At 62.0% G+C, this 20840-nt stretch carries 20 protein-coding genes; 5 read left to right on the forward strand and 15 right to left on the reverse strand.

Features of this window, described 5'->3' with window-relative positions; translation table 11 throughout:
* Nucleotides 1-120: 120 nt before the first annotated feature.
* From EEB13_RS10045 to EEB13_RS10075, 7 genes are all read right to left on the reverse strand, one after another.
* The gene (locus tag EEB13_RS10045) at nucleotides 121-909 is read right to left on the reverse strand and encodes an SDR family NAD(P)-dependent oxidoreductase (RefSeq protein ID WP_033233207.1); all 789 of its coding nucleotides are present in this window, start codon (nucleotides 907-909) and stop codon (nucleotides 121-123) included.
* Between the two features lie 25 nt (nucleotides 910-934).
* Nucleotides 935-1585 carry a PaaI family thioesterase gene (locus EEB13_RS10050; protein WP_033233208.1) on the reverse strand — a complete coding sequence of 217 codons (651 nt, stop codon included), beginning with the start codon at nucleotides 1583-1585 and terminating at the stop codon, nucleotides 935-937.
* Nucleotides 1585-2454 (reverse strand): MaoC/PaaZ C-terminal domain-containing protein, encoded by an 870-nt coding sequence (locus tag EEB13_RS10055; RefSeq protein ID WP_033233210.1) that lies wholly within the window; start codon nucleotides 2452-2454, stop codon nucleotides 1585-1587. Before EEB13_RS10055 ends, EEB13_RS10050 begins: the two co-directional genes overlap by 1 nt.
* The gene (locus EEB13_RS10060; protein ID WP_045064948.1) at nucleotides 2454-3656 is read right to left on the reverse strand and encodes a lipid-transfer protein; all 1203 of its coding nucleotides are present in this window, start codon (nucleotides 3654-3656) and stop codon (nucleotides 2454-2456) included. The genes EEB13_RS10055 and EEB13_RS10060 overlap by 1 nt, the downstream gene beginning before the upstream one ends.
* 7 nt (nucleotides 3657-3663) lie before the next feature.
* A complete protein-coding gene (locus EEB13_RS10065; RefSeq protein WP_141485151.1) occupies nucleotides 3664-5844 on the reverse strand; it encodes an acyl-CoA dehydrogenase in 2181 nt (726 codons plus the stop codon).
* Between the two features lie 34 nt (nucleotides 5845-5878).
* A complete protein-coding gene (locus EEB13_RS10070) occupies nucleotides 5879-7042 on the reverse strand; it encodes a steroid 3-ketoacyl-CoA thiolase (protein WP_033233804.1) in 1164 nt (387 codons plus the stop codon).
* Nucleotides 7043-7222: 180 nt separating this feature from the next.
* A complete protein-coding gene (locus tag EEB13_RS10075) occupies nucleotides 7223-7834 on the reverse strand; it encodes a TetR family transcriptional regulator (RefSeq protein WP_033233213.1) in 612 nt (203 codons plus the stop codon).
* A 171-nt stretch (nucleotides 7835-8005) separates the two neighbouring features.
* Here EEB13_RS10075 and EEB13_RS10080 point away from each other — a divergent pair, with 171 nt between their 5' ends.
* Nucleotides 8006-9538 (forward strand): FAD-dependent oxidoreductase, encoded by a 1533-nt coding sequence (locus EEB13_RS10080; protein ID WP_179300764.1) that lies wholly within the window; start codon nucleotides 8006-8008, stop codon nucleotides 9536-9538.
* Nucleotides 9539-9595: 57 nt separating this feature from the next.
* Here EEB13_RS10080 and EEB13_RS10085 read toward each other — a convergent pair whose 3' ends face one another.
* From EEB13_RS10085 to hsaA, 7 genes are all read right to left on the reverse strand, one after another.
* Nucleotides 9596-11506 carry an alkyl/aryl-sulfatase gene (locus EEB13_RS10085; protein ID WP_141485152.1) on the reverse strand — a complete coding sequence of 637 codons (1911 nt, stop codon included), beginning with the start codon at nucleotides 11504-11506 and terminating at the stop codon, nucleotides 9596-9598.
* 102 nt (nucleotides 11507-11608) lie between these two features.
* A complete protein-coding gene (locus EEB13_RS10090; RefSeq protein WP_141485153.1) occupies nucleotides 11609-12613 on the reverse strand; it encodes a TIGR03617 family F420-dependent LLM class oxidoreductase in 1005 nt (334 codons plus the stop codon).
* A 10-nt stretch (nucleotides 12614-12623) separates the two neighbouring features.
* Nucleotides 12624-13496 (reverse strand): SMP-30/gluconolactonase/LRE family protein, encoded by an 873-nt coding sequence (locus EEB13_RS10095; RefSeq protein WP_095887156.1) that lies wholly within the window; start codon nucleotides 13494-13496, stop codon nucleotides 12624-12626.
* Nucleotides 13497-13595: 99 nt separating this feature from the next.
* Nucleotides 13596-14054: an SRPBCC domain-containing protein gene (locus EEB13_RS10100; RefSeq protein WP_045064958.1), complete on the reverse strand. Its 459-nt coding sequence runs from the start codon at nucleotides 14052-14054 to the stop codon at nucleotides 13596-13598.
* Nucleotides 14047-14397: an ArsR/SmtB family transcription factor gene (locus EEB13_RS10105; RefSeq protein WP_045064961.1), complete on the reverse strand. Its 351-nt coding sequence runs from the start codon at nucleotides 14395-14397 to the stop codon at nucleotides 14047-14049. Before EEB13_RS10105 ends, EEB13_RS10100 begins: the two co-directional genes overlap by 8 nt.
* A gap of 56 nt (nucleotides 14398-14453) precedes the next feature.
* Nucleotides 14454-15749, reverse strand: coding sequence for a glutamine synthetase family protein (locus tag EEB13_RS10110; RefSeq protein WP_261984488.1), 1296 nt, complete (start codon nucleotides 15747-15749; stop codon nucleotides 14454-14456).
* 45 nt (nucleotides 15750-15794) lie between these two features.
* Nucleotides 15795-16961, reverse strand: a complete 1167-nt coding sequence (gene hsaA, locus EEB13_RS10115) for a 3-hydroxy-9,10-secoandrosta-1,3,5(10)-triene-9,17-dione monooxygenase oxygenase subunit (RefSeq protein ID WP_033233218.1) — start codon at nucleotides 16959-16961, stop codon at nucleotides 15795-15797.
* 237 nt (nucleotides 16962-17198) lie between these two features.
* Between hsaA and EEB13_RS10120 the strand changes: the two genes are divergently transcribed.
* Genes EEB13_RS10120 through EEB13_RS10135 form a run of 4 tightly spaced genes read left to right on the forward strand, consistent with a single transcriptional unit; the run spans nucleotide 17199 to nucleotide 19965 of the window.
* Nucleotides 17199-18362 carry a Rieske 2Fe-2S domain-containing protein gene (locus tag EEB13_RS10120; RefSeq protein ID WP_033233219.1) on the forward strand — a complete coding sequence of 388 codons (1164 nt, stop codon included), beginning with the start codon at nucleotides 17199-17201 and terminating at the stop codon, nucleotides 18360-18362.
* The gene (locus EEB13_RS10125) at nucleotides 18340-18636 is read left to right on the forward strand and encodes a hypothetical protein (protein ID WP_033233220.1); all 297 of its coding nucleotides are present in this window, start codon (nucleotides 18340-18342) and stop codon (nucleotides 18634-18636) included. The genes EEB13_RS10120 and EEB13_RS10125 overlap by 23 nt, the downstream gene beginning before the upstream one ends.
* A 30-nt stretch (nucleotides 18637-18666) precedes the next feature.
* The gene (locus tag EEB13_RS10130) at nucleotides 18667-19455 is read left to right on the forward strand and encodes an SDR family NAD(P)-dependent oxidoreductase (RefSeq protein ID WP_045064968.1); all 789 of its coding nucleotides are present in this window, start codon (nucleotides 18667-18669) and stop codon (nucleotides 19453-19455) included.
* A gap of 51 nt (nucleotides 19456-19506) precedes the next feature.
* A complete protein-coding gene (locus EEB13_RS10135) occupies nucleotides 19507-19965 on the forward strand; it encodes a nuclear transport factor 2 family protein (protein ID WP_141485154.1) in 459 nt (152 codons plus the stop codon).
* Nucleotide 19966: 1 nt separating this feature from the next.
* Here the strand turns inward: EEB13_RS10135 and EEB13_RS10140 are convergent, their stop codons facing one another.
* Entirely contained in the window at nucleotides 19967-20761 is a 795-nt protein-coding gene (locus tag EEB13_RS10140) for an SDR family NAD(P)-dependent oxidoreductase (RefSeq protein ID WP_141485155.1), read from the reverse strand.
* Between the last annotated feature and the right edge of the window lie 79 nt (nucleotides 20762-20840).

Below are 20840 nucleotides of genomic sequence, written 5' to 3' on the forward strand. Positions count from 1 at the left end.
GCGCTGTCAAGGACGTGGTTTGTTTCGGGTACTCGATGCAGGAACGGGACAAGGCCTACAAACGCACAGTGGCTCGACGCTGAATCAGCGTCGAGCCACATGTGTCTATGGAGGCGAAAGTCAGTCCACGGTAGGCGCCCACTGCACACCGTTGATGTGCCCACCACCGTCGACGAAGAGGGTATTGCCGGTGACATAACGACTGTCGTCACTTGCCAGGAAGGCTGCAACGGGGCCGATATCGTCGAGGGGATCGCCGATCCGCCCCATCGGATTCTGCGCGGCCATGACGGCCACGTTCTCCGGATTAGCTTCGGCAACACGCTTATACGCCGCACTCTGCGCACCGGGGCAGATGACGTTGCAGTTCACGTGCTTGGGAGCCCACTCGCGGGCAGCAGTGCGAGTCAGTGTCCGCAGCGCTTCCTTGGCCGCGTTGTACTGCACCGAGTACATGTGAGCGTTCACGCCGTTGAGGCTGCACATGTTGATCACGCGGCCGGTGCCGTGACGCTCGAGTTCCGGCAGCGCCGCCTGCATGGCCCAGAAAGCGGCCATCACTGCCATGTCGAAACCGCCGCGCAACTGCTCGTCCGTCATCTTCTCCAGCCGAGCGAAACCGAAAGTCCGCCAAGCATTGTTGACCAGGATGTCAAGGCGTCCGAACCGCTCGACGGCCTTGTCGACCATGGCAAGAACCTGAGCTTTGTCGGTGACGTCGGTGCGGATGAATTCTGCTTCCGCGCCCCACTCGTCGCGCAACCACTGGGCTGTTTCGAGGCCGGCCGCCTCGTCGATCTCGGCAACCAGCACCGACGCGCCTTCACGCGCGAAGGCACCTGCCACACCACGTCCGATGCCCATGCCGGCGCCGGTCACAACAGCTACGCGTCCGTCGAGCTTCCCCACTGGGGTTCCTCCTTCGTCAGAACCCCTACCTGGGGCGCGGAATTGTCTTGTCGATGAACAGACCCTCGACCGAAACGCACACTTCACCGTCGGGCGTCCTGATCTCGCCCACCGTGTGAACCTTGCGGCCTTCTTTGGAGATGAACTTGCCGCTGATGGTCAAGGGCACGAACAACGGGGTCGGACGGTGATAGCGCGTGCTCAATTGTGCTGTCATACCGGCTGTTCCACCCCAAGCGTTCGCGACACCGAGGACGTGATCGAGCAGCATCGCCGACACGCCACCATGCACGTGGCCGGGAGGGCCCTGGTACGGCAATGTCAACGTGACAACGCCCTGCACCGAACCGTCTTCGAGTCCTTCGAGAACCACCGGCGGTGCGATGGCGTTTTCTCGACCGGTCACCGGGTCGTGACGAGTGACGCCTTCACCGTTCCACATGTCGATCAATCGCTCTTCGACCTCGGGCGCATGCTGCTCGAGGTGAGCGACGATGCTGTTGAGTTCCTCGGCAACTCGATCGAGGTTTGCGTTGTCGCGGTCAGTGCGCTGTAGCGCGTCGATGAGCCTGCGCGCCGCCTCGGTCGCCCGATCGATGGGAGCATCCTGCGGCGGCGACGTCAGAACCGTTCCGCCCGGATGTGTTGCGGCAGTGGGGTGGGTTCCGACGGTCATCAGTTGATCTCCATAGTGGCGTGCGTGAGAACCGGGGAGTTCTCGCGCTCAGGGCAGGTTGCAGCCAGCGTCAAGGTGTTGCCGTCCTGCCACACCGACGTGGTGATGGATTCGCCCGGGAACAACGAACCGGCAAAGCGCACCGAGTAGTTCTTCACCCGAGAGGGGTCGCCGCCGAGCACACCGTCCACGACGGCCTTGCAGACGATGCCGTACGACGCGAGGCCGTGCAGGATCGGTGCGTCGAAGCCGGCCATCTTCGCGAATGCCGGATCAGCGTGCAGCGGGTTCATGTCTGCACTGAGCCGGTAGAGCAACGCCTGCGACGAGCTGGTTGCGGAGGTGAGCACGGCGTCGGGCGCACGATCGGGAACTCCGGCAACAACTTCGGGACCGGCGCCTCCACCGAATCCACCTTCACCGCGGGCCCAGATTTGCATTCCGGTGGTCCACAACGGATTACCGTCGGAGTCCGCGGCCGCAGTCTCGAGCACGATGACGGCAGCCTTGCCCTTGTCCCACACATCGGCAATGCGAGTGGAGATGCGCGCAGTACCCGTCGACGGGATCGGCGCGTGCAGGGTCAGCGACTGTCCGCCGTGCAGGATCTTGCGCAGATCGATGTCGATGCCGGGCATGTTCATCGCCGCGGGCGGCAGTACGCCTGCCGAAATGCCCTGACCCGCAACCATCGCGAAGGTCGGAAGAACCTTCAGACCCTTTTCGTACACCCAGGTGAGCTCGGCAGGATCCAGAGCATTTACTCCCGCTCCGAGGCCCAGCTGGTAGAGCATGACGTCGCGGTCAGTCCATGACGCTTCGCGCACAGTCGGTTCGGCGGCCAATGCCACCTCGAGATCGATAGCCATCAGTTCTCCAAAGTTCCGGCTCGGTAGACCGTCACGACGCACGCGCCGCCCAGTCCGAGGTTGTGCTGCAATCCGATTCGAGCGCCCTCGACCTGACGGGCGTCTGCGGTACCGCGGAGCTGCCACGTCAGTTCGGCGCACTGCGCCAACCCGGTGGCACCTAGCGGGTGGCCCTTCGAGATCAGGCCGCCAGACGGATTGACGACCCACTGGCCGCCGTACGTCGTGGCACCGGACTCGACGAGCTTGCCGCCTTCACCGGCCGCACACATTCCGAGACCTTCGTAGGTGATGATCTCGTTGATCGCAAAGCAGTCGTGCAGTTCGATGACATCGACGTCGTCGATGCTGATGCCGGCTTCGGCAAAGACCTGCTCGGCGGCCGCAGCCGTCATCGGAGCGCCGACCACGTCGATCATCGACTTCTCGGCAAACGCTGCCTCGGTGTCGGTGGTCATTGCCTGAGCGACGATCTCGATCGCACGGTCCTCGAGTCCGTGTTCACGGACGAACTTCTCACTCACGACGACGGCAGCACCGGCACCGTCCGAGGTCGGCGAGCACTGCGAACGTGTCAGCGGCGCATGGATCATCTTGTCCTCGAGCACTTGTTCGAGGGTGTACTCGTCACGGAACTGCGCATACGGGTTGTTGACCGAGTGCTTGTGATTCTTGACCGCGACGGCAGCGATCTGTTCGACCGTGGTGCCGTACTTCTGCATGTGCTCGACGGCAGCGTTACCGAACAGCTGAGCTGTCATCGGCGAGCGGGCGAACCCGTAATCCTCGACCATGATCTTCAACTGCGAGTCCAAGGTGGTGACCTTGGGCATCTCACCGTTGCCGGTCAGTGCCGTCTTGGTCATCTTCTCGAACCCGACGGCCAGTGCACAGTCGGCTTGTCCGGCCTGGACCCACTCGCGAGCCATCATCAGCGCCGTCGAACCGGTGGCGCAGTTGTTGTTGACGTTGAAAATCGGGATACCGGACAGACCTGTTTCGTACAGGGCACGCTGGCCCGCTGTCGACGCGTTGAACACGTAACCCACTGCAGCGCGCTGGATCTGGTCGTAGCTGATCCCTGCATCGGTGAGTGCGTTCGTGACAGCTTCGGTCACCATGTCCGGGTATTCCCAGTCACGGGTCTCGATCTTCTCGAACTTGGTCATACCCACGCCGATGACGAATGTGCGATTGCTCATGTGCAGATCACTTTCCCGGTTCGGGGTCACGAGGTAGACCCAGGATTCGCTCACCGATGATGTTGAGCTGAACATTCGTTGTACCACCCGCGATGGACATGCACTGCGAGTTCAGGAACATCTGAGTTGCAGACATCCGATGCTGGTCGCCCAGTAGCGAACTCGGTCCGGCCCACTCCATGGCCACGTCCCACACCTGCTGGATGTGCTCGACACCGATGAGCTTCGCAACGGAGGACTCCGCACCAGGCTGCGCACCGGACAGCGAGCGCAGCGTGGTCCGCAGACCCAGCAAACCGCCGGACTGCGCGTCACACAGCACCTTTCCGAGTACCGTCAGCTGCTCGTCGTCGATACCGCCTGGCAGTCCGTCGACCAGGCTCAGCAGTGCCTCGCCGCCCGATCCCAGGGAGGAGTCGTTCGACAGCGAGACACGCTCGTTGGCCAGCGTGGTTCGAGCGAGCTTCCAGCCGTCGCCCGGCCCGCCGACGAGGCACTTGTCGGGAACGAAGACGTCGTCGAAGAAGACTTCGTTGAACAGTGCTTCACCGGTGATCTCGCGCAGCGGGCGAATGTCGAGGCCGCTGTTCTTGATGTCGATGAGGAAGTAGGACAGGCCCTTGTGCTTGGGGGCGTCGGCGTCGGTGCGGGCGAGGCAGATGCCCCAGTGCGCGTCGCGTGCCATCGACGTCCATACCTTCTGGCCCTGCAACTTCCAGCCACCGTCGACCTTGGTGGCCTTCGTGCTCAGAGCTGCGAGGTCGGAACCTGCGCCCGGCTCGGAGAAGAGCTGGCACCAGACGATGTCACCGCGCAGTGACGGTGGGACGAACTTGGCAAGCTGCTCTTCGTTGCCGTGCGCGATGAGCGTCGGGATAACCCAGTTGCCGATGATCATGTCGTGCGGCTTGATCTTCGCCGCGCGCAGTTCCTCGGCGATCACGAGCTGGCTGACGGCGTCGGCGGACTTGCCCCACGGAGCCGTGAAGTGCGGTGCGGTGTAGCCCTTTTCCGCGAGGTACGTCTTCTGCGCGGCGCCTTCGAGTTCGAGAGCCGGAGCGAGTTCAGCGCGAACATCGGCGCGGATCGCCTCGGCCTCCGGCGGCAATTCGATGCTGAGCACGCGGCGGGCGCCGGCAATGGTCAGCGCGGCGACGCGGCGACGCCAAGAAGCGGTGGAGCCCAACAGAATCCGCAGGGACTGCGCGCGGCGCAGGTACAGGTGCGCGTCGTGCTCCCACGTGTAGCCGATTCCGCCGAGCACCTGGATGCAGTCACGGGTGACGGAGAAACCGGCTTCGAGGGCCGTGGCTCCGGCGACTGCTGCTGCGAGAGAAGCCTCTTCGGCACCGACTCCGTTTGCGGGCGTCAGCGCACGCGCTGCGTCCCAAGCACAGACACGGGCCTGCTCGGCAAGAGCAAGCATCCGGGCAGCCTTGTGTTTGACACCCTGAAACTGACCGATCGGGCGCCCGAACTGCTGACGCACCTTCGCATAGTCGGCAGAAGTGGTCACCGCCCAGTCGGCCAGACCCGACGCCTCGGCCGCGAACAGGGTTGCGGCGATATCGAGTACACGCTGGCTGTCGATGTCGAGGATCTCGGCGGCGGTGAGCACCAGTCCGTCGACGGTGACCTCGGAATTACGACGCACGACGTCGTAGCTGGCCAAGTCGGTGACCTCGAGCCGGTCGCGTCCGAGCAGAACGAAACCGCTGTCCGTGGCGAGTAGGAACTGGTCGCCGACATGTCCGCCGAGGATGTGGCTCGACGTTCCGCTGAGGGTAGCGGTGTCACCGTCACGGGTGATCTTCAGCGAACCGGGCTGCACGGCAACAGCTCCGAGTGTGCTGCCGTCGACCAGGCCGGCAAGCGGCGCGGTGACTCCGGCGTCGCTGAGGACTGCGCTGACCAGCACGGTCGGCAGGAACGGGCCGGGAACCATCGAACGCCCCAGTTCCTCGACGACGATCGCAAGTTCGACCAATCCGTATCCGGCGCCACCGAATTCCTCGGCTACGTGCAGACCCAGAAGGCCCTGCTCGGCAAGCCCGTCCCAGAGTTGCGGGCGGGTCTCGACCTTGGCCTCGACAGCTTCGCGGATGACGGCGGGCGTTGCGTGGCGCGCGGCCCAGCCCCGTACGGAATCGCGGAGGTCGCGATCTTCTTCACTCAATCCAATAGTCATGTCTACCTCGTCAATTCGAAAGTGTGAGTACGGATCAGATGCGTTCGATGATGGTGGCGGTCGAGAGAGCTCCACCGGCGCACATCGTGATCAGAGCCGTGGACTTGTCGGAACGCTCGAGTTCGTGCAGCGCCGTCGTGATCAGGCGAGCACCGGTGGAACCGACGGGGTGTCCCAGAGCAATTGCGCCGCCGTTGACGTTGACCTTGGACAGGTCTGCCCCGTGGACCTGCGCCCAGGAGAGGACGACGGAGGCAAAAGCCTCGTTGATTTCGACGAGATCGATGTCGTTCAGGGTCATTCCGGCCTTGTCGAGCACCATCTGGGTGGACTCGATCGGTCCGTCCAGGTGGTAGAAGGGATCGGATCCGACCATGCCGGATGCGATGATCCGCGCGCGGGGCTTGAGGCCCAGTTCCTGCGCGCGCTCTTCACTCATCAGCAGCACTGCTGCGGCTCCGTCGCTGATCTGCGACGAGTTGCCGGCGGTGTGGATATGACCCTCGATGACCGGCTTGAGTCCGGCGAGCGCTTCCGCAGTGGTCTCGCGAAGGCCGCCGTCACGGGTCACCGTAGCGATCTCGCCGGTCGGCGTACCTTCCTTGGTGACGACCGGAGCCTTGACGGGCACGATTTCACGGTCGAAGCGACCTTCGGCCCACGCCTGGGCTGCGCGGCGCTGCGACTCGAGACCGAACGCGTCGACGTCGGCGCGCGTGATGCCACGCTTCTCGGCAATTCGCTGCGCAGAGGTGAACTGGTCGCCCATGTCGATCGTCCAGTCGTCCGGGTACGGGTTTCCCGTTCCGGGCGCATTTGCCTGGCCCAGGAACACACGACTCATAGCCTCGACGCCACAGCCGATACCTGCTGAGATCTGACCCGAGGAAATGAGGCCGGAAATCAAATGCACTGCCTGCTGGGCAGATCCACAGGCGCAGTCGATGGTGGTTGCCGCGGTGCTGTACGGCAGTCCGGCGTGCAGCCATGCCTGACGCGTGACGTTGTTGGACTGCTCGCCCGCCTGGGTGACACAGCCGCCGATGATCTGTCCGATGTCTTCCGGGGCGACGCCTGCCCGTTCGAGAACTCCGAGCTGCGCTGCTCCCAGAATCTCGGCGGGGTGCAGTCCCGCCAGCGCGCCGCGACGACGGCCGATCGGTGTGCGGGCGGCTTCGACGATGACTGCATGGCCCATGATGAGCGCTCCTTCGTAGAGATATCGGTTGGTGAGCTGGCTCACCTATCACTTTTCTGCAATGTATTCTATTTATTTAAGTAGAGCAACGCGGCGGTCCACGTTCAGTACGGTTCTTGAATTAGAATTCATTTCAATTTTGAGAATAAGACAAGCTCAACGCCCGGAGGCGAATCGCTGTCAGTGCCGCGAAAGATTGACCAGAAGCAAATCGCAGCCCTTGCGGATGTCGTACTCCGCGTCGGGAATCGAGATCCTGCCGTTGAGGCAGGACTGAATCACGCCGAACCACAGCTGCATCAGCAGTCGCAATGCGGTGTTGTCGTCTTCGGTGGGATTGTCGATTCCCGCCGCATCCAACACGATCTGACGAAAACCCCGATCGATCTTGCCTGCATCGGGAACTGTTGCGACGTTGGCGGTGCTGGTTGATTGCAGCATCGCTGTCGAGAGGGCCGGCCGACGCAGTAATCCACGGGTGGCGCGCACCAACACTTCGTAGACAGCATCCTGCGGATTTGCCGACTGCACCTGATGCTTGGTGAAGGTGTCGCCGATCTGATCGATCTGCTCGACCATCACGGCAACGAACAAGTGAGTTTTCGACGGGAAGTAGCGGTACAGCGTCCCGATAGCGACTCCGGCACGCTTCGCGACCTCGTGCATCTGGACGCGAGCAAGTTCCTTCTCCGTCGCCAGCTCTTCTGCAGCTTGCAACATCCGGACATGGCGTGCCCGCTGCTCGTCCGAACTGGGCTCGGCCGCGTCTCTGACCTCGGCAATTCTCGGCACCGTCGCCCCTAATCATCCTGTGAGTGTGTAGCGGCCGCGGACGACCGAGTCAATTCTCGCACCCAATCCCCGCATGTCGGCATATTGCCCGCTGAGTGAGACCTGACATAGCCAACGCGGGCCACTGGGTATTGCGTATAGGCCCCACCCTCTTCGAGTTAGGACGCAATGATGCAGGACTGGACCACGGAGTGCGACGTATTGGTCGTCGGTTCCGGCGGCGGCGCGCTGACCGGTGCTTATACCGCCGCAGCTGCCGGATTGAGCACCATCGTGATCGAAAAGACCAACCGCTTCGGCGGAACGTCGTCGTACTCCGGAGCTTCCATCTGGCTGCCGGGAACTCAGGTCCAGGAACGTGCCGGCCTGCCCGATTCCACCGAGAACGCGCGCACCTACCTGCGCTCGCTGCTCGGTGATTCCGAGTCCGATCGCCAGGACGCGTACGTCGACACAGCCCCCGCTGTCGTCGCGCTACTGGAGAAGAACCCGAACATCGAATTCGAGTTCCGGGCTTTCCCCGACTACTACAAGGCTGAAGGCCGGATGGACACGGGACGCTCCATCAACCCGCTCGATCTCGACCCGGCTGACATCGGCGACCTCGCAGAACTGGTTCGTCCCGAGCTCGATCAGGACCGAACCGGCCAGGGCCATGCGCCCGGCAAGATGATCGGCGGACGTGCACTGATCGGCCGTCTACTCGCAGCCGTTCAGAGCACCGGCAAGGCCGATCTGCGCACCGAAACCACTCTCACCTCCTTGATCGTCGAAGACGGCCGCGTTGTCGGCGCCGAGGTCGAATCCGGTGGCGAAACCCAGCGCATCAAGGCAAACCGTGGCGTGCTCATGGCAGCCGGTGGAATCGAAGGCAACGACACGTTGCGCGAGCAGTCAGGCACCCCGGGCAAGGCCATCTGGAGCATGGGCCCGTTCGGCGCGAATACCGGCGACGCGATCAGTGCCGGCGTTGCTGTCGGCGGCGCAACAGCGCTGCTGGATCAGGCCTGGTTCTGCCCCGGCGTCGAGCAGCCCGACGGCAGCGCCGCATTCATGGTCGGTGTCCGCGGCGGCCTGGTCGTCGACAAGGCCGGCGAGCGCTACCTCAACGAGTCGCTGCCGTACGACCAGTTCGGCCGCGCGATGGACGCGCACAACGACAATGGTTCTGCCGTACCGTCGTTCATGATCTTCGATTCCCGTGAACGCGGCGGATTGCCCGCGATCAGCATCCCCAACACCCCTCCCGCCAAGCACCTCGAGGCTGGAACCTGGGTTGCTGCAGACACTCTCGAAGAGCTCGCAGAAAAGACCGGCATCCCGGCTGACGCGCTGCGTAGCACCGTCGAAAAGTTCAACGACGCAGCAAAATTGGGTGTCGACGAGCAGTTCCACCGCGGCGAAGATCCCTACGATGCGTTCTTCTGCCCGCCCAACGGCGGCGCCAACGCAGCACTCACCGCAATCGAGACCGGCCCGTTCTACGCGGCACGCATCGTTCTCAGTGACCTCGGCACCAAGGGCGGCTTGGTCACCGACATCGACGGCCACGTTCTGCGCGCCGACGGTACCGTGATCGACGGCCTCTACGCAGCAGGCAACACGAGCGCGTCGCTCAGCGGCCGCTTCTACCCCGGCCCCGGCGTCCCGCTGGGTACGGCCATGGTCTTCTCCTACCGAGCAGCCCAGGATATGGCGAAGTAGCACTACACAGGCAAGTGGGGCAGGCGATGTCGTACCGCCTGCCCCACTTGCTTTGTTTCACGGCGTGGCGATATCGAAATTCGGATCGAAGGTATCCATCACCTCGGCCAGGGTCTTCAAAACCGACAGATCACCTGTTGCACTTACTTTCCCACCGTCGAGAATCGCTGATGCGTCACCCGGTTTCAGCAGGATTCCCGCAAGTAGAGGCTTGGGACCGCTGAGCGTCAGGTGCGCATCCGGGACGTGCCCTGCCCGAGCGTTCAACACCGCCCGTCGCACCCACATGTGCCAATCCTGTTTTGTGTCAGCAAAACTGAAGTTGACGGAAATGTCGACGTCGTCCGCCTTTTCGGCGATGAGATGTACACCCGCATAGTCGAAAAGCAGATCGATTGGCATCGCAAGAATTGTGTCGGTGGTGTCGGTGTTGATCTGGCCGGCGCTCGTCACTCCGTTGCGTAGCTCCATCGCCGTGGCGAGGAAGATCGACCGATACTGCGGGACTTCCTGCTGGTATCCGAGTTGTTCGTAGGCGTCCGCCTGCAAATTCTTCGCTTCCTCGTCGTCAGGATCGGCGAAGACCAGGTGATGGAGTAGCTGCACCGCCCACCGATAGTCGCCCGCTTCAAAAGCACTGCGCCCCTCGGCAAGTATCTTCTCTCGTCCGATCAGGTCGACGTGCCGCTTGGCGTGATCCTCGGGTAGCAACGGCAAGATCGTCGCCGGGTCACCGTCCCAGAATCCCAATTCCTTGTGGAAGACCGCGCGGATGTTGTGGTGCAGTCCGCCGTGGTAGTAGCGGTTGTACCACTTCTGTCCGATGGCTTCCGGTAGCCGGACGACCTCCGCAGCTTCGAGCGGCGTGTAGCCCTGGTTCGCGAATCGTAGCGCCTGATCGTGAATGAACTTGTACATGTCCCGTTGCGATTCAAGGAATTCCACCACCGTGGCGTTCCCCCATACCGGCCACGTGTGCGGACCGTGGTGAACTTCGACCTCGTCGCCCCACCGCACCAAGGTCTCATCCAGGTACCTGGCGAAGTTGCGCGCATCTCGGGTGCGTGCGCCGCGGATCGTCTGGATGTTGTGCATCGAGTGATTGGCGTTCTCGGCACAGGTGAGTGCTTTGATGGCCGGGATCCAGATGTGCATCTCCTCCGGTGCTTCGGTGTCGGGAGCGTAGAGGAACTCGAAATCCCACCCGCCGAGATTGCGTACCTCACCGGTCTTGGTGATGCCGTCGGTCGGCGGAATGTAGGTCATGTGGATGTTCATTCCGTCAGCGCCAGAGCCCAGGCCAACGGTCACCAGCCCGCAATCACATTGCGGCAGAATCAAACCGAAGGTGTATCCCATCCGACGCGACATCGCGTTTCCGGTGATGACGTTCTCACCAATGGCGTGCTTGTTGAACGACTCGATGGTGCCCGGGGCGATGATGGGGATCTTGCCCGCCACCACATCGGCCTCGTCCACAAGTCCTTTGACGCCCGCGTAGTGGTCGAAATGGGTGTGGGTATAGATGATTGCAACGATCGGCTTGTTGTTGCCGAGTTCACGGCGGAAGAGTTCAAGACCTGCCTTGGCGAGATCAGCGCTGGTGGTGGTGTCGATGATGACCAGTCCGTCAGGGGCGTCGACGATGGTCAGGTTGACCGCGAATCGGACTTGATACAGACCGTCGACAACCTTGTACAGACCGCACCGCTTCACCAACTGCGATTGCCGCCACAGACTGGGATTCACCGACTCGGGCGCCTGCTTGTCATCAGCGATGTATTCGAGAGGCCGGCCATCGTGGATCAGTTCGCCCTTGTCGTTGAAGACCTGGTCGTCTTTCCAGCCTGCGATGAATCCACGATCGATGTCGCCGAAATCTTCCCGATCCGACATCGGGTAATCAGCCACCGCCGCGCGGTTGACCTCAGCGGTGAATGCTGTTGCTGGTTTTTCCTGCCCGGACATGACGTCTCCTCCGACTTCGTCTCAGAACCCTCAGGAGTCAATCTGGCCTGCCGACACCGTCGGCGCATCACCCGCAAGAGATGAGATCACTCCGCAGCAGCATTACTCCGCGGCTCGAAGCTCCGCGCACATACTTCGGAAACCTTCATCGTCGGCCGGATCCGTCGGGATCGCCAAGGCAACGCCGTCACAGATGCTTCCGTACTTCGTAGTCAGCACTTCCGGCAACTCTGAATACGTGCATTGTGTGATCAACCCGTCAAGAACGTCGTCGGTAAGTACGCCGGCCAGATCGGCCCAGTCACCAGAGCGCGCCATCGACGTCAACTTCTCACCGACCTCAGGGGATCCCAGTACATCCAACGCAATTCGGTAGGCCGGTGTGGAGTACAGGAACGCAAGCTCTTTGCGTACCGGCTCACGGGCCGCAGCTACTGCGGCGCCATCACGCCCGGTGATCACCTTCGGAACTGCGACAATCCGAGGTTTCCGACCACCGGACTCGAGCGCCGGAATTATCTTCTCCCCGAGCACTTTCGGATGTGAACTTGTCGGATGTGCAACAAAACCGTCGGCAACCTCGCCTGCCAGGGCGCACATCCGCGCGTTCACCCCGCCCGTCCAGATCTCGGGTGCGGGGACGTCGATCGGCCCCGGATTGAAATACGGCTGCAACCGATTGAATGTGTAGTGTGTGCCCTCGTAGTCGAGAGCACTACCGGATCGGAAAGCCTCGAATATCGCCCGAACAGCGCCGACGTAATCGCGCAGTTGCGCAACAGGGTCCGTCCACGGCATCGAATACCGTCCGACGATGTTTCCGCGCACCTGAGTTGCCAAACCCAACTGGAATCGGCCGCCGGAGAAGTCCGCCAGATCCCAGGCCGCCAATGCCGTCAGCATCGGACTACGCGCAAACGCCACCACCATGGACGTCCGCACGGTGAGCCTGGAACTGTGCTCAATGGCCAGAGCCGCAACGGCAAACGGATCTCGAACGGTCTCCGAAATGTGCACGGTGTCGAAACCGAGTTCCTCGATGCGGCGCACCCGTTCCGCAACGTGCCGGAGCGGGGTATCGGCAGGCAGCGACGTCACTAATTCCATGTGAATCCAACTACTCCAGACGTATCGACAACAACTTTCCTTCCGTTGCCACCTTACGTGCGTGCTCGTTGAAATCCGGTGCCGCACAGACAAACAGTGTTCGTCCGTCTGCCCCACCCAACCCGCAGGCAAACACCCCGGTTTCGAAGGGAATCTCGTCGATCACTCCAGATCCCGCCGCCACATGAAGTATCCGACTACCGATTGCGTCGGCTACCCACATCGAATCGTCCGCATCGATGCAGCACCCGTCGGGCGCGATCACCATCTGGGAAATGGTGGACTCCATCGTCGAACCATCAGGCACGCCGCCGAACGTCGCCCAATCACGACGCTCCCCCAGGGAACCGTCGTCCGCGACGGAGAAAACACTGATGCGATTGCCCAAGGTCTCGTCCACCAGCAGTTCCCCACTGGAAGTCAGTGCCATGCCGTTGGGAAAGTGCAGATCCCGCGCCACAACATGCACGCTGCCATCCGGATCGACCCGCAGCAGATCCGCAGTCTCCACCGCCGCCAGATTCATCAGATCGAACCCGAAGTTGCCGACGTACGCACGGCCGTGAGCGTCGACGAGCATGTCGTTGACGTTGCCGCTCACATACGTCGACAGGTCCGCATGAACGACCAGTTGCCCGTCCGGTTCGCGACGAAGGACCTTCTGATCGCGCATCGACACCACAAGCAACCTGCCGTCCGGCAACCAGCCGAGACCCGACGGCTGCCCGGGAACTTCGGCCTCGACGCGAACATCCGTTCCGTCTTCGCGAGCCGAAACCACCTGGTGGCTATAGAAATCCGATACCCAGATGCGGTCGTCGTGCCAACGTGGGCATTCGAAATAGGTGTAGCCGTCGAGTACGACGGTCGTCTCACGCGCCATGGCCTTGGACTCCCCTTAAATCGGTGAAGTGCGGTATCGGTGAAGTGCGAGCTTTCCGCCATTCAATCACCGGCACCCGGACACAGGGCCCGATTGCGACTATTCAGTCATCAACTCCTCGAAGATGTCGAAGGCCTCGTTCCAACCGTCGTACACATTCCCATCGCCCTTGAATCCGGGGATACCAACCAGGTGGAACGTCATTTCCGTCTTGTCCCCTTGCTCCACCAACGTGACAGTGATGCGGGGTGCACTCTCGACCGACTCCTCCGGGTTACCCCAGGTGAAGACCAGCCGCTTCGGCTCTTCGACTTCGAGATACGTTCCGCCTGTCGGGTATTCGGCGCCGTCCTCGTCGTTGATCATCAAATAGCTGTATGTCCCACCAACGCGCGGGTCGATGGCGACGTGCTCGCGGGGGCTCCTCACACCACGCGGGTGCCACCAGCGCGCCGCCTCGTCCGGGTCGGTCCACGCGCGCCAGAGAAGTTCACGTGGTGCGTCGAAGATTCGGATGATGGTGAATTCTGCGGTCTGATCGACATTGTGCTCACTCATTGCCCTTCTCCTTCTTCAATTCGGGATTCTTCAGTTCACGGAGTCGCTCGTCGAGAAGATCGAAACGCTCGTTCCAACCGCGACGGTGTTCCTCGACCCAGACGGCTGCATCGTTGAGACCTTCGGCGCGCAGGGTGCAGGTGCGCCATTGCGCGGAAGCAGTCCGTTCGATCAATCCGGCCTTTTCGAGCACCTTCAGATGCTGCGATATCGCCGGCCGACTCATCTCGAACGGCTCGGCCAATTCCCCCACGGTCATGGAACCGCTGGTCAAGCGCGTCAGCATCGCACGCCGGGTGGGATCTGCCAACGCCCCGAATACCGCGTCGAGTTCATTGCTCATTTAAGCAACTCCTTAATTAAGGAACAACTTAAATTTAGAACGCTCATCGGTCCCCGTCAAGCACTCCAGGCGTATCGCAATCGCTCGACGAGCACCGACTCGTCCAACTCCGAGCACCGTGACTTTTCGAGTGCTTTCACGGCAACCATTGCATCGATGATCGTGTCTCCGAGGACACTCTTCGCAACTTCCGACAGCCGCAGGCGTTGCAGCATCTCGCCCATCTCGGTCGGCATGCGCGTAATCGAAAGTGCCGCCCGCTGTGCATCAGCCAGACCTGACGGATTGACGCTCACTTCCGGCGGCAGTGTCAGCGCACCGGCAATACCCGCATGCATGGCGCCGAGAATGACGGCAGTAGCAAGATACGGATTCGCGGAGGCATCCACCACTTTCACTTCGACGTTGGCGCCGTGAGGATTTCCGATGGATTCGGCGCAGAATCGGACTGCGGCCTCGCGGTTTTCATGACCCCAACAGATGAAGGCACCTGACCAGGTGTCGGGCTGCAACCTCAGTCCCGAAAGCGGCGACGACGCCAACACCGCGCCCAGGTCTGCGAGGTAAGCGAGCAAGCCACCCACCGCACCGGCACCGTCTGCGGTCATCCCGTAATCCTGTCTTCCACCGGAGAAGATCGACTCGCCGGATCGAGTCAACGAAATATGCTGATGTGCACCGTTTCCCGATCCACCCACGATGGGCATCGGCGAGAACGATGCAGCCATTCCGTGCGATCGGGCGGTGCGGCAGATCAGAATTCGGGCTGTGATCACGCTGTCTGCCGCTTCGAGCGGTGACGCCGGCGCCAGCGAGATCTCAAACTGTCCGAGGCCGTACTCCGCGTGAAACTGTTCGATATTCAGTTGGGCGCGTTCGGCATTCACCAACAGATCCCTGACAAAGCTCTCCTGCGCAAGTGCAGCTCCGAGTCCGTAGGCTGACCATTGTTCGGCCACAACCCCGCCGAAGAGTGTGAACTCGATTTCGTGACCCACCCGAGCTTCGAGATTGTCGTGCGCAAGCGTCTGGACTGTGCGTCGTAGTGCCGTTCGACTGCACACCGCCGATATCGATCCGTCCAACTCGTGCAGGGTCGCAGGCGCCCAGGACACATCGTCCCCCACGGCACGCAGGTCTGATTCTGCGATCCTCAACCGAAGATCACCCACCGCGGAAAGCTCCTCGGTGAAGGCGAGGGCGTCGTCGGCGCAGAACACACTCCAACTGGGCGACGCACCCATCCCGCTGGTGACAAAAACGTCAACCCTGTTCGCGGGCACCATTTTCGCCCGCGAAACACCAGCCAGATCGACAATCGACCCGATGATCAGTTCGGAGGTGTACCTCACAGGGCGGAGGTTACCCCGCAACCTCACATTGTGAACCCGGGACAGTCAGATCAGATTGTCTTCGACCGGCAAACCGAATGCTGCCCGTCCGTACAGCGCCAGCGCCCGCTCCGGTTCGTTTGCCACATGCACGCTGCCCGCGTGAACGTCACGCCACGCCCGCTCGATCGGGTTGCCGCGCGACAGCGAGTTTCCGCCGGCCGTCTTGAACAGCATGTCGATCGCTTCCACCGAACGCTCCGTAGCGCGAACCTGGTCACGCCGAGCACGCAGCCGCATCGAGAGCGGCAGCTCCTTACCGGCCGCGGCGAGTTCGTACATCTCGCGGACGTTGCGATCCATCTGCAGAATCGCCGCATCGATCTCCGACGACGCCCGCGCCACGGCCACCTGAGCGAACTGGTCCTCGCTGAACCGTCCACCGCCCAGGCTGAGCCGAACACGCTCGCGCATGACTTCGAGGTAACCCTCGTAGCAACCGGCGACAATTCCCACGCAAGGTGCTGCCACCGTCGACGTGAAGATAGTTCCGAAGGGCAATTTGTACAGCGGACCGGGATTGACCGCCTGGCCGGGTCCCTGCAAGTGGGCCGTCTCATAGTTGCGCTTCAACCGGTGCTCGGGGACAAAGGCCTTCTTCACAACTATTTCGTTGCTCGCCGTCCCGCGCATGCCCACCACGTCCCAGACGTCACGGATCTCGTAATCCGTGCGCGGTACCAACACAGTCATGAAGTCGACCGGACGCCCGTCCATGCCCACGACCATCGCTCCAAGCAAAGCCCAGGTGGCGTGCTCACAGCCTGAGGAAAAACCCCAGTTGCCGGACAGTTCGTATCCGCCTTCCACCGCCGTCAGACGACCGACCGGCGCATAGGCGGACGAGATGAGCGTCGACTGGTCCTCGCCCCAGACATCTGCCTGGGCACGGTCGTCGAAGAGGGCCAGATGCCACGGATGTACGCCGACGACGGAGGCGACCCACCCGGTCGACCCGCAGGCTGCAGAAATCGCACGAACCACTTCGTAGAACTGGACGGGATCACTCTCGGCGCCGCCGTAGCGCTTGGGCTGCAGCATCGCGAAGACACCCGCATCGCCAAGCTCACGAATGGTTCGATCCGGTATCTTCCTGGAGTCGTCCACCTTCTGAGCTCGCTCGGCAATCTTGGGAAGCAGATCGCGAACGGCGCTCAGAACCTTGTTGACCATGGGAAGACACTCCTTGCACCGATCAACGGAAACTGGATCGGCAAATAGACATAGCGGATGCCCCGTCACGATATCTTCTTCCGCGATTCCGCTGACCGGAAGTCCCGGAGGCCGGGACTGATGCCGTCTTCGACTCGGTCACACACTGGTCCCGCCTAGTGAGACGACGGCCAGAGCGCCCATCACGGCTCACCTAGCGTCAGTCTGACATTGACCCTGGAAAGGACGGGACTCATCGTGACGATCAATCAGTCCGACAACGACGAGGTTCGCGAGATCCAAGCTGGAACCGCACCTACTCGCTTTGCACGTGGATGGCACTGCATTGGACTCACGGAGTCCTTCAAGGACGGCGAACCGCACTCCATCGAGGCGTTCGGCACCAAGCTCGTCGTCTTCGCCGACAGTGAAGGCAACGTCAAGATTCTCGACGCGTACTGCCGTCACATGGGTGGCGACCTGAGCCAGGGCACCATCAAGGGCGACGCCATTGCCTGTCCGTTCCACGATTGGCGTTGGGGCGGCAACGGCAAGTGCCAGAAGATTCCGTACGCACGCCGCGTTCCCCCGCTCGCAAAGACGCGTGCATGGCAGACCCTCGACCAGGACGGCATGCTCTTCGTCTGGCACGACCCCGAGGGCAACCCGCCGACGGACGACGTAGCCATCCCCCGCATCGAAGGCGCGCTCAGCGACGAGTGGAGCGACTGGGTCTGGTACACCACGACCGTCGACACCAACTGCCGCGAAATCGTCGACAACATCGTCGACATGGCGCACTTCTTCTACGTGCACTACTCCTTCCCGACGTACTTCAAGAACGTCTTCGAAGGCCACGCCGCAACGCAGTACATGCGCGGCGTCGCTCGCTCGGACATGCGTCCGCACGCAGCAGGCACCCCGAAGATGGTCGGCAGCAACTCCGTCGCCACGTACTTCGGCCCCTCCTTCATGGTCGACGACCTGACCTACGAGTACGAGGACTACAACGTCGACTCGGTACTCATCAACTGCCACTACCCGGTCAGCGCAGACAAGTTCGTGCTCCAGTACGGCATCATCGTCAAGAAGTCGGATCGTTTCCAGGGTGAAGCCGCCGACGCGATGGCAGCGAACTTCGGCACGTTCATCGCCAAGGGCTTCGAGCAGGACGTCGAGATCTGGAAGAACAAGACTCGCATCGAGAACCCGCTCCTGTGCGAAGAGGACGGCCCGGTCTACCAGCTCCGTCGCTGGTACGAGCAGTTCTACGTCGACGTCGCGGACATCGCACCCGAGATGACCGAACGCTTCGAATTCGAACTCGACACCGCACGCCCCGTCGCCGCCTGGCAGAAGGAAGTCGAAGACAACCTCGCTGCGAAGAAGGCAGACGAAGATGCAGCCTCTTCAGTGCGCTGAGTGCAAGGCGCAGGTCCTGGTCCAGAAGAACAGTTGGGAACACACCACCGTTCAGTGGAGTGACCAGGCCCGCGCCAAGTGCCTCGAGATCGCCGACGAACGTGAATTCGGGCAACGTGAGGGACGCCCAGGCGCTCCTCGCAAGGAGTGCGGCGCCTTGATCGCGTCCATCGTGAACGCTGCAACGGCAGGCGAGCTCGAGATCCTCAACGACGAGCCGGTGCCCAAGCCGATCGTCGACGACAGCGAACCCGTTCCCGCTCCGTTTCATTAGTCAAGCCAACATCTTTCGAAGAAGGTAGTAATGATCGATCCTCAGTACTACGGCCCGTGGGCAGTCATCGCCGGCGGTTCCGAAGGTGTCGGCGCGGGGTTCGCCGACGAGCTCAGCAAGCTCGGTATCAACCTCGTGCTCATCGCCCGCAAGCCGGGCCCGCTCGAGGAGACCGCGGCCAAGGCACGCGCCAACGGCGTCGAAGTACGCACTCTTGCACTGGATCTGCTGGTTCCCGACGCGCTCGATCAGATCAAGGCTGTCACCGACGACGTCGAGGTTGGCCTGCTCATCTTCAACGCCGGCGCCAACAGCTACGGCCACGAGTTCGTCACCGGTGATCTGACGGGATTTGCCGGAGTCATCGAGCTGAACATCAACAAGCAGCTCGAACTCTCGCACCACTTCGGCGGATTGATGAAGGATCGCGGACGCGGCGGCATCATGCTGCTCGGTTCGCTGGCCGGATTCATGGGTTCCGAGCACCAGAGCATCTACGCAGCGTCCAAGGCATTCGGACGCATCTTTGCCGAGAGCCTGTGGCTCGAACTCCAGCCGTACGGCGTTCACGTCGTCGAGTTCATTCTCGGGGTGACGCGCACACCGGCTATGATTCGCGCCGGTCTCAACTTCGACATCCCCGGCATGAACGTCGCCGAGCCCGAAGATGTTGCACGCGAAGGCCTCGAGCACCTTGCCGACGGCCCGATCTGGGTTGCCGCAGGAAACTACGAGGGCGCTCAGAAGCGCAGCGGCTTCCCCCGCGACAAGATGGTCAAGGGCGCTGCCGAAGCGATGCGCAAGCTGCTCAACCGCTGACTTCTGCTGTGCGCCTTTATTAACCCCCCGACGTTAAGAAAGGCGCACAGCATGAGCGTCGACATCACGATTCTTCTCGACGAACGCGAGATCACCCGCTCCATCTTCGAGTTCGCCCGAGCCATGGATGCGCGGGACTGGGACGAACTCCACCGGATCATGACTGCGGACGCTACGGCAGAACTGGGTACCGGAACTCTGCGCGGACCTGCCGAGGTGGTGGCTTCCATCCGCTCGTTCCTCGACGAGTGCGGTCCCACCCAACATCTGATCGGCAACGTGCTGGTCGAGGTGGTCGGCGATCTCGCCACCAGCCGCTCCTATGTCAGCGACATGCATGTTGGCACCGGGAGCAAAGCTCACCTGAACTTCTTCACCCTCGGCGACTACCACGATTCGTGGGCGCGGATCGACGGAACGTGGCGAATGACTCACCGCACCAAACATTCCCACGCCAGCCAGGGATCTATCGAGGTTCTGGGCACCGGCCCCAGCGGTTGGCGGAGCTGACTCAGCTCAACATCGACGAACGACCGGTTGCGAGGGGACTCTTGCTGGTGAGTCCGCCGTCGACCACCAAGGTCTGCCCCGTCATGTAGCGAGACTCGTCCGAGGCCAGGTAGACCATGGCGTGCGCGATGTCTTCCGGCTGCCCGAGGTACGGCAGAGCGTTTGCCTGCTTCATTCCTTCGATGACGTCAGCCGGGATGTTGTCCACGAGTGCGGGTGTCATGATCGCACCCGGCGCTACGGCGTTGCACCGAACACCGTTCGGTCCGTACTGGACTGCGATGTACTGAGTCAGCCGGATCACCGCAGCCTTGGCCGCGCCGTAGGCCGACTGCAAAGAGTCACCGATCAATCCGCCCACCGACGCGTTGTTCACGATCGACCCACCGCCTGCCTTGATCATGTGCGGAATCGCCAGCCGCGACGCGACAACGGTGCTGCGAGCATTGAGCGCCATGACGCGATCCCACTCGTCCAAGTCCATCCGAAGCAGATCAAGATCCTTGCGCGGATTGCTTCCACCGACGTGATTACACAGCACGTCGATGCCGCCGAATTCGGCTACTGCTCGGTCGATCATCGCGGCGACGGCATCTTCGTCCATCACATTGACGCCGAAACCTACTGCAATACCGCCTGATTCACGAATCGAAGCAGCAGCCTCCTCCGCGTGAGACGCATCAAGATCGGCAACCAGAACCTTCGCACCTTCTGCAGCCATCAACCCTGCCGCAGCGCGCCCGATCCCGCTGGCCGCCCCCGTGATCACAACATTCTTACCTTCGAGCCTGTTCATCTTCGTTCCTTTCGGCGTATCACCGAGCTCCGGATCTCCCGTAAGGCGGGAAATACCCAATTGATCCCAGTGAACGCCT

The sequence above is a fragment of the Rhodococcus sp. WS3 genome, from assembly GCF_003797085.1.
Classification (GTDB): Bacteria; Actinomycetota; Actinomycetes; order Mycobacteriales; family Mycobacteriaceae; genus Rhodococcus_F; species Rhodococcus_F globerula.

Excerpts from the sequence above, each read along its gene's own strand:
- EEB13_RS10130 (WP_045064968.1), top strand. The coding sequence starts at position 18,667 with ATGATCGATCCTCAGTACTACGGCCCGTGGGCAGTCATCGCCGGCGGT.
- EEB13_RS10085 (WP_141485152.1), bottom strand. The coding sequence starts at position 11,506 with ATGTCCGGGCAGGAAAAACCAGCAACAGCATTCACCGCTGAGGTCAAC.
- EEB13_RS10125 (WP_033233220.1), top strand. The coding sequence starts at position 18,340 with ATGCAGCCTCTTCAGTGCGCTGAGTGCAAGGCGCAGGTCCTGGTCCAG.
- EEB13_RS10080 (WP_179300764.1), top strand. The coding sequence starts at position 8,006 with ATGCAGGACTGGACCACGGAGTGCGACGTATTGGTCGTCGGTTCCGGC.
- EEB13_RS10095 (WP_095887156.1), bottom strand. The coding sequence starts at position 13,496 with ATGGCGCGTGAGACGACCGTCGTACTCGACGGCTACACCTATTTCGAA.
- EEB13_RS10090 (WP_141485153.1), bottom strand. The coding sequence starts at position 12,613 with ATGGAATTAGTGACGTCGCTGCCTGCCGATACCCCGCTCCGGCACGTT.
- EEB13_RS10060 (WP_045064948.1), bottom strand. The coding sequence starts at position 3,656 with ATGAGCAATCGCACATTCGTCATCGGCGTGGGTATGACCAAGTTCGAG.
- hsaA (WP_033233218.1), bottom strand. The coding sequence starts at position 16,961 with ATGGTCAACAAGGTTCTGAGCGCCGTTCGCGATCTGCTTCCCAAGATT.
- EEB13_RS10050 (WP_033233208.1), bottom strand. The coding sequence starts at position 1,585 with ATGACCGTCGGAACCCACCCCACTGCCGCAACACATCCGGGCGGAACG.
- EEB13_RS10055 (WP_033233210.1), bottom strand. The coding sequence starts at position 2,454 with ATGGCTATCGATCTCGAGGTGGCATTGGCCGCCGAACCGACTGTGCGC.
- EEB13_RS10140 (WP_141485155.1), bottom strand. The coding sequence starts at position 20,761 with ATGAACAGGCTCGAAGGTAAGAATGTTGTGATCACGGGGGCGGCCAGC.
- EEB13_RS10135 (WP_141485154.1), top strand. The coding sequence starts at position 19,507 with ATGAGCGTCGACATCACGATTCTTCTCGACGAACGCGAGATCACCCGC.
- EEB13_RS10100 (WP_045064958.1), bottom strand. The coding sequence starts at position 14,054 with ATGAGTGAGCACAATGTCGATCAGACCGCAGAATTCACCATCATCCGA.
- EEB13_RS10065 (WP_141485151.1), bottom strand. The coding sequence starts at position 5,844 with ATGACTATTGGATTGAGTGAAGAAGATCGCGACCTCCGCGATTCCGTA.
- EEB13_RS10105 (WP_045064961.1), bottom strand. The coding sequence starts at position 14,397 with ATGAGCAATGAACTCGACGCGGTATTCGGGGCGTTGGCAGATCCCACC.
- EEB13_RS10070 (WP_033233804.1), bottom strand. The coding sequence starts at position 7,042 with ATGGGCCATGCAGTCATCGTCGAAGCCGCCCGCACACCGATCGGCCGT.